Annotated in this window: 10 protein-coding genes; 3 read left to right on the top strand and 7 right to left on the bottom strand. The window is 62.5% G+C overall.

The window, feature by feature from the left end; genetic code table 11:
* Positions 1-2: 2 nt before the first annotated feature.
* The 3 genes from fdhF to EB809_RS17220 are packed head-to-tail and all read left to right on the top strand — an operon-like array spanning position 3 to position 3,983.
* Positions 3-2,891 (top strand): formate dehydrogenase subunit alpha, encoded by a 2,889-nt coding sequence (gene fdhF / locus EB809_RS17230; protein WP_123636077.1) that lies wholly within the window; start codon positions 3-5, stop codon positions 2,889-2,891.
* Positions 2,878-3,747: a formate dehydrogenase accessory sulfurtransferase FdhD gene (gene fdhD, locus EB809_RS17225; protein ID WP_223808018.1), complete on the top strand. Its 870-nt coding sequence runs from the start codon at positions 2,878-2,880 to the stop codon at positions 3,745-3,747. Before fdhF ends, fdhD begins: the two co-directional genes overlap by 14 nt.
* Positions 3,744-3,983: a formate dehydrogenase subunit delta gene (locus tag EB809_RS17220; RefSeq protein WP_223808017.1), complete on the top strand. Its 240-nt coding sequence runs from the start codon at positions 3,744-3,746 to the stop codon at positions 3,981-3,983. Before fdhD ends, EB809_RS17220 begins: the two co-directional genes overlap by 4 nt.
* A 101-nt stretch (positions 3,984-4,084) precedes the next feature.
* Here EB809_RS17220 and EB809_RS17215 read toward each other — a convergent pair whose 3' ends face one another.
* From EB809_RS17215 to EB809_RS17185, 7 genes are all read right to left on the bottom strand, one after another.
* Positions 4,085-4,732 (bottom strand): condensin complex protein MksE, encoded by a 648-nt coding sequence (locus EB809_RS17215; RefSeq protein ID WP_223808016.1) that lies wholly within the window; start codon positions 4,730-4,732, stop codon positions 4,085-4,087.
* Entirely contained in the window at positions 4,719-6,173 is a 1,455-nt protein-coding gene (locus tag EB809_RS17210; protein ID WP_123636075.1) for a hypothetical protein, read from the bottom strand. The genes EB809_RS17215 and EB809_RS17210 overlap by 14 nt, the downstream gene beginning before the upstream one ends.
* The gene (locus EB809_RS17205; RefSeq protein WP_223808015.1) at positions 6,163-9,129 is read right to left on the bottom strand and encodes a hypothetical protein; all 2,967 of its coding nucleotides are present in this window, start codon (positions 9,127-9,129) and stop codon (positions 6,163-6,165) included. The genes EB809_RS17210 and EB809_RS17205 overlap by 11 nt, the downstream gene beginning before the upstream one ends.
* Positions 9,119-9,916: a hypothetical protein gene (locus EB809_RS17200; protein ID WP_223808014.1), complete on the bottom strand. Its 798-nt coding sequence runs from the start codon at positions 9,914-9,916 to the stop codon at positions 9,119-9,121. The genes EB809_RS17205 and EB809_RS17200 overlap by 11 nt, the downstream gene beginning before the upstream one ends.
* Positions 9,917-9,988: 72 nt before the next feature.
* Positions 9,989-10,765, bottom strand: coding sequence for a hypothetical protein (locus EB809_RS17195; protein ID WP_223808013.1), 777 nt, complete (start codon positions 10,763-10,765; stop codon positions 9,989-9,991).
* A gap of 47 nt (positions 10,766-10,812) precedes the next feature.
* Positions 10,813-12,093, bottom strand: coding sequence for a type II toxin-antitoxin system HipA family toxin (locus EB809_RS17190; RefSeq protein ID WP_223808019.1), 1,281 nt, complete (start codon positions 12,091-12,093; stop codon positions 10,813-10,815).
* Complete coding sequence (locus EB809_RS17185; protein WP_123636074.1) at positions 12,093-12,398, bottom strand: helix-turn-helix domain-containing protein; 306 nt, start codon at positions 12,396-12,398, stop codon at positions 12,093-12,095. The genes EB809_RS17190 and EB809_RS17185 overlap by 1 nt, the downstream gene beginning before the upstream one ends.
* Positions 12,399-12,404 lie beyond the last annotated feature (6 nt).

Below are 12,404 nucleotides of genomic sequence, written 5' to 3'. Positions count from 1 at the left end.
TCATGCTGAACTATTTCGACCCCAGCCAATACCGCATCGATCCCGACCGGGATTACGGCACTCCGGCCCAGCTCTCCGAAAAAGCCGTGGCCCTGACCATCGATGGCGTCGAGATCAGCGTCCCGGAAGGTACCTCCGTGATGCGTGCTGCCGCGCTGGCCGGCATCACCGTGCCCAAACTCTGCGCCTCGGACAACCTGGAGGCCTTTGGCTCCTGCCGGCTTTGCGCGGTGGAAATCGAAGGCAAGCGCGGCTATCCCGCGTCCTGCACCACGCCGGTGGCGGAGGGCATGGAAGTCCATACCCAGACCGGCAAGCTCGCCAAGCTGCGGCGCAACATTATGGAGCTGTACATCTCCGACCACCCGCTGGACTGCCTGACCTGCCCCGCCAACGGCGACTGCGAGCTGCAGGACATGGCCGGGGCCGTCGGCCTTCGGGACGTACGCTACGGGTTTGACGGTGCGAACCACCTGGACGCGGAAACCGACGCCTCCAACCCCTACTTCAGCTTCGATCCCAGCAAGTGCATCGTCTGCTCCCGCTGCGTGCGGGCCTGCGAGGAAGTCCAGGGCACCTTCGCCCTCACCATCGACGGCCGCGGTTTTGACTCCAAGGTGGCCGCCAGCCAGGACGAAGACTTCATGGATTCCGAGTGCGTGTCCTGCGGCGCCTGCGTGCAGGCCTGCCCGACGTCGACGCTGATGGAAAAGAGTGTGATCGAGGAAGGTGTGCCGGAGCACAGCGTCGTCACCACCTGCGCTTACTGCGGCGTGGGCTGCTCGTTCAAGGCGGAGATGAAAGGCGACCAGCTGGTGCGCATGGTGCCCTACAAGGGCGGCGACGCGAACCACGGCCACTCCTGCGTGAAAGGCCGCTTTGCCTTCGGCTACGCCACCCACAAGGATCGCATCACCGAACCGATGATCCGCGATTCCATCGACCAGCCCTGGCGCACCGTGTCCTGGGAAGAAGCCATCAACTTCTCCGCCAAACGCCTCAAGGATATCCAGGCCGAATACGGCCGTGAAAGTATCGGCGGCATCACCTCCTCCCGCTGCACCAACGAGGAAACCTACCTGGTGCAGAAGCTGGTGCGCGCCGGCTTCGGCAACAACAACACCGACACCTGCGCCCGGGTCTGCCATTCCCCGACCGGCTATGGTCTGAAGACCACCATCGGCGAATCCGCCGGCACCCAGACTTTTGACTCCGTGATGAAGGCCGACACCATCCTGGTCATCGGCGCCAACCCGACCGATGCCCACCCGGTGTTCGCCTCGCAGATGCGCCGCCGCCTGCGCCAGGGTGCCACCCTGATCGTCGCCGACCCGCGTCGGATCGACCTGCTGAAGACGCCCCATGGCAGCACCAGCATGCACCTGCCGCTGCGGCCCGGCACCAACGTGGCGCTGATCAACTCATTGGCCCATGTGGTCGTCACTGAAGGGCTGGAAGACACGGATTTCATCAACAAACGCTGTGAAGGCGACGCGTACAAAGCTTGGCGCGACTTCATCAGCGAGGAACGAAACTCTCCTGAAGCACTGGAAGCGGAGACGGGTGTCCCCGCCGAACAGGTTCGCAAGGCGGCCCGCGCTTACGCCAACGCCGGTAACGGCGCCATCTACTACGGCCTGGGTGTGACCGAACACAGCCAGGGCTCCACCATGGTGATGGGCATTGCCAACCTGGCGATGGCCACCGGCAACCTCGGCCGTGAAGGCGTGGGCGTGAACCCGCTGCGGGGCCAGAACAACGTGCAGGGCTCCTGCGACATGGGCTCCTTCCCGCACGAGCTGCCGGGCTACCAGCATGTGGGCGATCCCGCCGTGCGCGAGCGCTTCGAAAACCTGTGGCACGTGAAGATCGACGACGAGCCGGGCCTGCGCATTCCCAACATGTTCGACGCCGCCATCGCGGGCCATTTCAAGGCGCTGTACGTGCAGGGCGAAGACATCGCCCAGTCCGATCCCAACACCCAGCACGTGGAGCAGGCGCTGACGTCCCTGGATTGCCTGATCGTGCAGGACATCTTCCTGAACGAGACCGCCAAGTACGCCCACGTGCTGCTGCCGGGCTCCACCTTCCTGGAGAAGAACGGCACCTTCACCAACGCCGAACGCCGCATCAACCGGGTGCGCAAGGTGATGGCGCCAGTGGCCGGCAAGGAAGATTGGGAGGTCACCCAGGATCTGGCCAACGCCCTGGGCTACCCGATGAACTACAGCCACCCGTCCGAAATCATGGACGAGATCGCCCAGCTCACGCCGACCTTTACCGGGGTCAGCTACGCGAAGCTGGACGAGCTGGGCAGCATCCAGTGGCCGTGTAACGCCGAACACCCGGACGGCACGCCCACCATGCACGAGCTGGACTTCCCCATCGGCAAGGGGCATTTCGCGATCACCGAATACGTCGCCACGCCGGAACGCAGCACCCGGCGCTACCCGCTGCTGCTGACCACCGGCCGGATTCTCAGCCAATATAACGTCGGCGCCCAGACCCGGCGCACCGAGAACAGCCGCTGGCACGAAGAGGACGTGCTGGAAATCCATCCCAGCGATGCGGAATTGCGGGGCATCAGCGACGGCGACTGGCTGGGCGTGAGCAGTCGGGTCGGCCAGACCGTGCTACGCTGCCGTATCAGCGATCGCATGCAGCCCGGGGTGGTGTATACCACCTTCCACCATCCGGGCAGCGGGGCCAACGTGATCACCACCGACAGCTCGGACTGGGCCACCAACTGCCCGGAATACAAGGTCACAGCGGTGCAGGTGGAAAAAGTGTCGCAGCCGTCGGAATGGCAGAAGCATTTCCGGTCCTTCGACGAGAAGCAACACGAATATCTCGAAAAATCGAAAGATGAGTCCAACTTTGTCCTTAAATGACGGAGAAGACCCGGCCACACCGCCGGACGGCCTCTCGCCCCTGTTCCGGACCCGCGTCGACGAACGCGGGACGGAACACAGCGGGGAAGCCGAGGACGTCGTGGCCGAGGAAATGCCGGTGGCGATGGTCTACAACGGCATTTCCCACGCCGTGATGATGGCGACGCCGGTGGACCTGGAGGACTTTGCGACCGGTTTCAGCCTGACCGAATCCATCCTGGACCGTCCGGATGAACTCTACGACATCGAGGTGCATTTCAGTCCGGCGGGAGCGACAGTCGAGATGACCATCGCCAGCGAACGGATGTTTGCTTTGAAAGCCCAGCGCCGCAACATGACCGGCCGGACCGGTTGCGGGCTGTGCGGCACCGAATCACTGGAGCACGCCATCCGGGACATCCCGGGGGTGGGGGCTCACCCGGCCATCACCGACGAGGCCGTGCAGAAAGCGGTACGCGAGCTGAAACAGCACCAGCCACTGCAAGCCGAAACCGGTGCCACCCACGCCGCAGCCTGGTGCGACGTAGACGGCTCGATTCTCGCCGTGCGAGAGGACGTGGGCCGGCACAACGCGCTCGACAAGCTGGTGGGCCACTGGCTGCGGCAGGGCCATGATTTCGGGACCGGGTTCGCGCTGGTCTCCAGCCGGGGCAGTTTCGAGATGGTGCAGAAAAGCGCCATGGTCGGCATCGGCTGCCTGGTCGCGGTTTCAGCGCCGACCGGCCTGGCGATCCGCGAGGCGCGCAAGGCCAACCTGACCCTGATCGGTTTCGCCCGTCCGGGTCGCCACGTGATATACCATTGCGGAGAGACGTCGGCCCAACCGGCCGGCGCCATGCAGGAGAACAAGACGTGAACAACGAACTGCATCACCTGATCGAGATGATCAACCAGATCAGCGACAACAACCTGCATCACGGTGAGGCCAAGCACGCCGCGGACATGGTCGCCACCCATCTAAAGAAGTTCTGGGCCCGCAGTATGAAAGACCAGATCATCGCCTACGCCGAGAGCGACGGCAGCGAGCTCAACGCCGTGTCGAAACTGGCAGTGGCAGAACTCAAGGCATGGCGTCAGGCCAAGGCAAGTTAAAATCCTCTGGTTCCCTGGTCCTTATTTTATTTTTTCAGTGAAATTAAAATAACGGGCAGCGTTGATTTAACTTCGCGACGGCCAAGTACCAATGGTCTGTACTATCTGGCCGTCTCTTCCCTGGCTTCGTACTCCTGAACCAGTTGCTGCAGGAAGTGCATCCCCGCGGAACTCAGGAAGTAGCGCTTGGGCCCGGTCCTGAACAGGAGCTGGCGCTTGCCCAGGTAGTCCAGCGCTTCGCTGGTACCCTTCTCGAAGCGGGCGGCTCGCAGGATGTCGCGGTACTCCTCGTCCGCCTCCAGGGCATCCACGTCCTCGTCGCGCAGGCCGGCGTCCGGCCGGCCCAGATACTCCAGATCCCGACCTGACCGCGCAAAATAACGCCCGATCAACAGCAGACAGACCTGCACCCGGAAGGCGTTTTCGTCGTGCTCCTCGCTGTCCTCGTCGGTGTTCTCGCGCAGGTAGAAGAACGCACCGTTTTCGTTGAAGACCAACTCGCTGCCCAGATGCTCGTAGAACACCCGAAAATGGGACAGGTTGTTGTACAGCAGGTTGTAGAGCGGGTTGGCTTCCAGTTCCGCGCGGTTGGCGTTGTAAACGTCCCGCACGATGACCTTGCCGGCGGCCAGTTCGCGGAACAACGCCGCGCTCTGTGCCGGGGCAATGTGATCGAAGCCGTTTGTCGAAGCGGTCGGTTCCGCCGGCCTCGCGGTGTCGACGGACAGAGCGTGTTCAGGATCCGGCATGGTTCGCTGCTTCCTGTTCGGTGATTGAATTCGGGCGCGGCTCCAGGCGGCGCCGGCGATAGACGAAGACATCGGCAATGTCGTCGGTCCGGGCGTCCGCTTCCAGGGTCTGGAAACGGTTGGTGGTGACCACCCGGAAACCCTCCGGATGCTTGTGGTTCAGGCGGTTGACCGCCGCCAGCAGATCCGGGAACCGATACCCTTCCACCACGCCGTCCAGGCGGCCGTGCAGCTCGCGCACCAGATCGCCGGTAGGCCGCAGTTGCAGGGTTTCCAGCCACTGGTACAGGGTCTGTATGCGCTCGGCGTCGACTTTCGGGTCCTTGCCGGCCGCACCCGTCTTGCCCAGATCGGGCACCTGTGCCTTGCGTCCCAGGTCCGCCAGCCGCAGATCCAGCTCGGAGAACAGCAATTGGTAGTAGCTGGACGATTGTCCGAATGCATACTGCTTCGGCCGGCTCTGGGCCTTGAGCCCCACCAGGAAACCGGTGGTGCGGGAGAAGTCGCTGCCGTCCAGCCACTTCTTCTTGAGGTTAAGGGTTTCGGTCTCTTCCTTCAGCTCACGCAACTGACCGAAGAAATGCTCCATGGCGTTGTACTGGATCATGCTGCGGCGGGTCTTGCGCAGGAAGTGATCCACCTCGGCCGCCAGGCTCTGGATGGGCTTGTGCAGCGCGTTGAGACTCAGGGACGAGCGGAACATCTGGTCGGCGATGTCCTGCTGCCGGTTCTGCTCCAGCAGCCGGATGATCCCTTCCAGCGTCGCGAACAGGTTGGCGCCGTCTGGCAGGCGCGTGTCCGGGTTGAGGAACACCAGCGTCGGCTGGATGTGCCGCTCGTACAGGGTGGCGATGCGCTCCAGCAGATCCTGGCGGAAGGCAGTGAACTGCTCCGGCTCCCGACTCGCATCGCCGGACATGTCGGCCAGGTCGGCGCTCAGGGTCTGCATGCGCAGGATGTTCTGGCGCAGCAGGCCGATCAGCAGGCTGACCCGCTCGTTCAGGTCGTCCCGCAGCTCGGTGAAATCCGGATCGGCGTCGTTGAAGGTACTCAGGGTGAGCCGGTCGTGGATGTCCCGCAGGGTGACCAGATGGCCCCGCAGGCGGGCGTCGGTCAGCTCCTGGTAGAGCGAGGCGTTGCAGGCCCGGATCAGGTTGAGCAGCGCCTCCTGGAACACCAGCCGGCGCTCGCCTTCGGCCTTGACGATGTCGATCACCAGCCCGGTACGGAACAGATTGTCGGTACTGAACCCGGTGCGGATGCGCTCCTGCTCCGTGCGCTTGAGATCGCGCACGTAGTCGAGCACGTCCATCGCCAGCTCGCTCTCGCGCACGTAGCGCACCGACTCCCGGTCCATACGCTCGATCACCCGGAACAGGACCCGCGGGTGTTCGAACAGCAGCCGCGTGGTGTCGAGGGTGCTGAACCGCTTACTGCTCATGGCTCACATCCAGCAGGTGATGCTGCGTCTGGTCGAACCATTCGGCGAGGCCATCCCGGTTACTGAAGCCTTCCGGGCCGCCCCAGAACACCAGGTTGCGACTGGCGCTGTAGGGCCGGTCGGTGCGCATCTGCCCCACTTCCAGATGACGGCCGACCTGGAAAATCAGCTCCGGACTGGCGCTGTGGGTGGCCGCCGAAAACAGGTTGAAGCCCTGGTGCTGCAGGCGCTCCAGCAGCGCCGGCACCTGACTGACGTCGACGCTGGCCAGCTCGTCCAGCACCATCGGGAAGGACAGGCTGATCTGCGGATACAGCACCCGCCGCAGCAGGCGGTGGACCAACTCCAGGTTGATCAGGGCCGTGGTCGAGGTGGACTGGCCCTTGGTGTCCAGCGAGGTGGCGGACTGCTTGCGGGTGCGATAAGAGACGCCGGTGACCACCTTGTCCATGGTCAGGCGGTTGCCACTCTTCTGATCCCCGAAGAACTCGGCGACGAAGACCCGCAGGCGATCGTAGAAGGCGTCGGACTGGAGCTTGCCCGAGGCGTACGGGTCGATCGCGGCGGATTCCTCCACCAGGTTGTGGAACTTGGGATCGGTGTGGATATCGACGCGGATCTCCACCAGATCGTTGATGGTGACGCCGTCCAGTTCCCGGTTCAGGGCCGTTTCGAAGCGCCGGATGTGCTCGCTGTTGGCTTTCAGCGCCTGGCGATAGCTCGCCACCGTCTCGTTGTGCCAATCGATCTGCTCCCGCAGGACCCGGCCGCTCTCGGCCAGCCCGTTAAACAGATCCGACAGCGACTTGAAGGTATCGCGGATCGTCTGCCAGCTCGGGCTGTCGCTTTCCAGCGCGCCCTCGCGGTCCTCGCCAATGCCTTTGTTGACCAGCCGGCGCAGGCTTTCCAGGATGCTGAAGCGCAGGCGCTCCATCTCCTCCAGACCGCTGCGGATGTCGTCCTGGCGCGCGACGGTCAGCGCATCGGCCGCCAGCGGCTCGTCCGCTTCCACGGATTGCAGCGATGGGAACCGGCGCTGATCGGCGGTCACGTTGTTTTGCAGGTGGAGCAGTTCGGTCTGGCGTTCCTGGGCGCGTTTGGCTGCCGTCTGGGCCTTGTCCAGCTTGGCGCCGACGGCTTCGACGCGCTCCCGCTCGATGGCCATTTTCTCTTCCAGTTCGGCCAGCGTGCGATTGGCCTCATCGATGGCCTGCCCGGCGTCCTCGATGTTGGTGGCGGCGCTGGGCAGGCGCTTGAGGATGTCCAGATCCTTGCGGGTGGCGACGATGTCCTTCTCCGCCTGCTGGATGCGCTGCGCGCGATCCGGACCACCGCTGGCATTGTCGTCCAGTTCCGCCAGCTGGCGGCGGGCGGCGTTGAGTTCGCCGTCCAGCTTGCGGCGCTGGGCCGGGAAGTCGTCCGCCTGCGCGGCCCTCGCCGGCAAGGCGGTATCGAACCAGTCGTAGCCCTGCTCGGTCTTTTCGAACAATGCAGCCATCCGGCTCAGCGTGGCTTTGGTCTCGTCATCCAGCGCCTGCCCCGGGCTGGCCGACACCAGACGCGGGTTCACCGCCCGCAGCGGAGCCACGACGTCATCGTCCAACTGGTTCTGGAGCTGCCACTGGGCGCGCTGCTCGCGCTCGGTCACCGACTTCAGGTCCGCTTCCAGCTTCTCGATGTTCTTGTTCAACTGGATCTTGCGCTGTTCCGCCTGGGCCGCGCTGTTCAGCGCGTTGAGCTGGGCCTGGCTGTCCTCCAGCGCCTCGTCCAGGGCGGCCTGGATTTCCTCGGAGGACATATCGCCATAGCGCGACACCAGGATCTCGCCATCGCTCTGGGTCTTCTCGGCTTTGGTCAGGACCGACTTCTGCGCCTTGATCTCCCCTTCCAGCCGGTTCTGATCCGTCTTCAGGGTATTGAGCTGTTTTTGGGACTGCTTGAGCGTGCCCTGCAGGTCATCCCGCTCGCGATCCGCATCCTGCCGTTGTTGGCCGATGTCTTTCAGGGCCTGGGCCAGCCCGTCGCGGAAGGCGGCAAAGTCATGCTGGGTGCGGGTCAGGGTCTGGTAGCGCTCGAACGCCGCCTGCAGCTTGTCGAACTGCGGGCGGGCGGATTCGATCCGGGTCAGGTGTTCCTGCCGGCGTTTGAGCTGGTCGTGGCGCTCGAGAAACTGGTCGATATCCAGCTCGAAGGCGTCGTCGGCGAATTTCTTGTCGGCTTCGATGATGCTGGCCACCGCGTGGGCCATGGCCTTGTCGTCGGCCTTCATCTCGAACAGCAGCAGGATCAGCGTGCGCAGGGACTGGATCTTGCGCTCGTCGGGATCCGCCAGGGGCAGCACGGAGTAGCGTACCGCGTCCGGCGACATCAGGTCGGAACTGTAGAGCATCGACTTGAGCTTGCCGGGATCGCTGGTCACCACCGTCTCCCGGGACCGCTTCTTCAGCGCCTCGGTCACCTTACCCACGGACAGCCCGGACACCGCCTCACCGATGCCGTCGGCGTCATCTTCTGCGCAGTGCCAGAACAGGCCACGCAGCTGGTCGTAGGCCACCGGCACGAAGATCCGGCCGTAGCTCAACTGGCTGCTGTGCTCCCGGTAAAGCACCTGGCAATGGGTGCCGGACGGGCTTTCCACTTCCATGATCAGGAAACTGGACTGGCTGGGGAAGTAGTGCTGGTAACTTTCCTCGTTGGTGTAGAAGCTGCCGGCGCTGGCGTTACGGAAGGCAAACTTGTTCTTGCTGTTGCGGAAGTTGCTCTCCGGCAGCAGGAACAGCCGCAGCGAGTTCAGCAGGCTCGACTTGCCGAGGTTGCCGCTGCCGAGCAGCAGGGCGTGCTGGTTCAGGGGAATCTCGACGTAACAGAAGCCCGCCGAATCCACCAGCACCAGGCGGCGAATCCCGAAGCGGAAATAGGCCTGCGCTTCGCTTTGGGGCATCCCCTCAGTGCTCATCCAGAATGATCTCCTGTTCCATAAATTTCCGGGTCTCGCTGAACAGCGAGGCCAGCCCGGCAAAGCCCAGCGTCGACGCCCGGTTGATGGCGTCCATGAGTCGCTGCGGTGTCTGCGGTGTTTTCCGGAAGCCGTCGCGATACGGCGTCCAGTCCGGCGGCTGCAGGAACTGCACCCGATCGCCCAGCCGTACCTGCAACGCCTGATACATTTTCAGGCCGCCCAGGTCGTAATCGAAGGCGCAGAGGATGCGGTCATAGCCGGCCAGCCAGTCGGTCACCGGCTCACGCAGCACGCGATGGCCTCCGCCCAGGATGACGTCACAGGTCGCCAGCGACAGCGTCTCGCCCAGGCAGTTGCCGGCGAAAGCCAGCATCTGGGGGTAGTGGGCGAAATTATCCTCGTTTTCGATCACCAGCGCCGTCGATTTGGGCGTAAAGCCAATATGGCTGGCATCGGCATGCAGGCACGCCACATCCGGTCGCGGGTCCGCAAGGACGTCATGGTAAACCAGAACGAAGGCGGTTGCCGTCACCCGGCGGTGGGAATCCCCCTGCAGTGCGGCGTCGCGACGGGATGACGGCGCCTGGGCCAAACGCTCCAGCTCCGTCATCACGGCCTCATCCCGACAGGTCACCCGCCAGCGTTGCTGCGACACCCGGTCCAGCTCAAAACATTCGCGGTGCCGGGCGGCAAGATCCGGCGGCAGTTGTTTGAGGAACGCAGGATAGTTGATCGGCTTGCCCTCACGCATCGCCGCGAGGTATTTCGCCAGGGTCAGACTCATGCCGGTGACTCACATCCAAAAGAGAACGATCCAGAATACGAAATCGGCCGGGCCGACACCAATGCCGGACACTCAGTCGCGGACATACACCCAGTTCGTCGTCACATTGTCGCACACGATCACCCGGGCGCCGGAGGGGGCGCAGTTGTCGAGAGTCTTCGGCAGCTCGTCCGGCGGTTTGCGATTCACTCCAAGGGTGCGCTTGTCCTGCTTGAGGTAGTCGAACGTCTCGTCCATCCGCCGGGCAAAGTCGATGCCCTTCGCCTCGTGACGGCGGAAGCTGTTGTAGAAGCGGGTAAAGCTCATGGTAGTTCCGCCCAGACCGATCTCCAGCATCTTGGCGATGTAACGGTCGTAGGCGTCGGAGAGGTAGGCGCGAACCGCCGTTTCGTCCGACAAGTCTCCGCGATAGGCGTTCAAATCCAGGCGATTATCGTCATCCAGCACGCCGGCACGGAGGGCCGAATTCGCCTGATTGGTTGCCAGTTCGTATCGGGCCGACGGACAGCGAATAACCGCCCCACTCAGCCGGCAACCGTCGAATGCCGAGTCGGCAGCCGGTGGAGGCGTCGGTTCGGTTTCGGTGTCGGGTTTTGGACGTTCTGAAGTGACCGGAGGGGCAGGCTTTGACGGTTGAGATGTCGCCGCCTCGGCTTCGGGCACCGACAACCCCAGCCGGGAAGCCGGTCGCTTGAGCAACAGGGCCTGAACCTGGGGGGTATTTCTGCGGAAATCCTCGAACGTGGGCAACGTCGACCCGCCGCCTCTGGCCTGGATATCGCAGTACAACTGTTCATACGTTGTCGCGGGATCTTTCGGGCAGGCCGCATGGGCCACGAATGGAAACATCGAAAATATCCAGACACACCAAATACTCTGGTAGATGCCCGATTTCATCATTCGTGCGCCCTACCAATGCGGAGGTCTTGATGCAGCGCCTGCCAGTGAGTCCGCAGCATCGATTTGTGCGACTCAACCATGGGCAAGCTTTCCAGGAGATCGGGCCATTCCCGCCGCGCAAGCGCCATAACATCGGTTAAATGCACCCGGATCGCTGGCCACGGCGCCCCAATCTTCTCAGCCCAGGTTTTGAAGTGTTCCAGCGAATAACGATACCAGTTTTTGGTTCCGGCCATATTGAGGGCCACATCGGTTTCTCCCTGCATATAGGCCCGCGTCATCAGAATATCGTAGGCTGGCGAGAGCTGAGCATTGCGGCGATCCGGGTAAATCAGGGACCAATTTTTCAGGTGGGCGTCCCCATTAGCCAAAAGCACGTTCACCAACAGACGCCTCGCCATCTGCTGGAGTTGTGACAGGCCATCGGCGCCATAGCGATACAGCGCCCGACCAATCTGCTCGTAATTAGCTGCTCTATATTTGTCATGAGCAAACAAGCCGAACACCTGCGCAAAGTCCTCACCATGCACTCGCCCCTCAAGACTGCGATCAAACCGCTTAATCGCGTAGGCGTATTCCTCTTCGATCGATATATCAGGAAGATTCTGCAGATTCCCGACAGGAATCAGCTCAATGTCTGGAATGTCGACACCCACAGCTTCGGCCAACCGCATAGCGGTGTATTCATTGGCAGGCACGTGCCGATGAACCGTCGATGGCGTTTTGATAATCCAGTCGTCGCCGCCAGCCTCAGAGGTAATGTTGAACCGCTGGTCGTGACGTCTGGCTGAAAATTTCATTTGCACACCGGCCAGAGAAAAGCGCTGACCGACGCGATTCACATCAATTTGAACCGGCTCTACCCGTTCTCGTGATGACAGTGCCCAGGATGGAATCTGCCCCTTCGGTAAAGGTCGCACGACAAAGGCACCCGGCAGGTTATCTCCTGTAATCGCCAGCAAAGGGAATTCATTGTCCGGGTGGGTTTTCTGTGACGCCGCCATCCATTCACGTAGCGCGCCTTCAGGCAGAAGATTCGACAGAAGTGGGGGTATCCGCTGCGACGCCATCGCGGGCGCCTTAAGATAGCGATCATTCACCCACTGACTGAGTGTCACTGTCGGTCGTAACCTAGGATCGCTTTCGACATATGCCGGGTCGAAGGTCAAAATATTCTTGCCGCCGGCATAATGAGCCAGCACCCCCACACGCTCACCATGTAGTTCAATGGCCAGCGCCTCGACCGCCTCCTGCCGCTCCATTTGAGATGCCCCCATCACGAACGATCCTTCAGATCATCCAGTTCAGACGACCAAACCGACGTCTGTTCCGGTTCATCGCTCTCCTGTCCATCCGGAACAGTGGGCAAAGTGCGCGCTTGCTCCTGAGGCAGGATCGTCAGCTCCAACCCCATCCCCTCGAGAACCCGCAACAAAGTGGATAACCGCATATCGCTGCCGGACTCGATCTTCTGATACTGCTGCTGCGACATACCAATACGCATCAGCATATCCTTTTGACTCAGGCCGAGCTTCTTGCGTTGCGCCTGAAGAACATCGCTGACGTCAGTGATTGATTTCATGAGTAC

Origin of the sequence: Marinobacter sp. R17 (assembly GCF_003789045.1) — a bacterium.
GTDB lineage: Bacteria > Pseudomonadota > Gammaproteobacteria > Pseudomonadales > Oleiphilaceae > Marinobacter_A > Marinobacter_A mangrovi.
The sequence above is the reverse complement of the archived record's forward strand: the minus strand, read 5'-3'. Positions and strand labels throughout refer to the sequence as shown.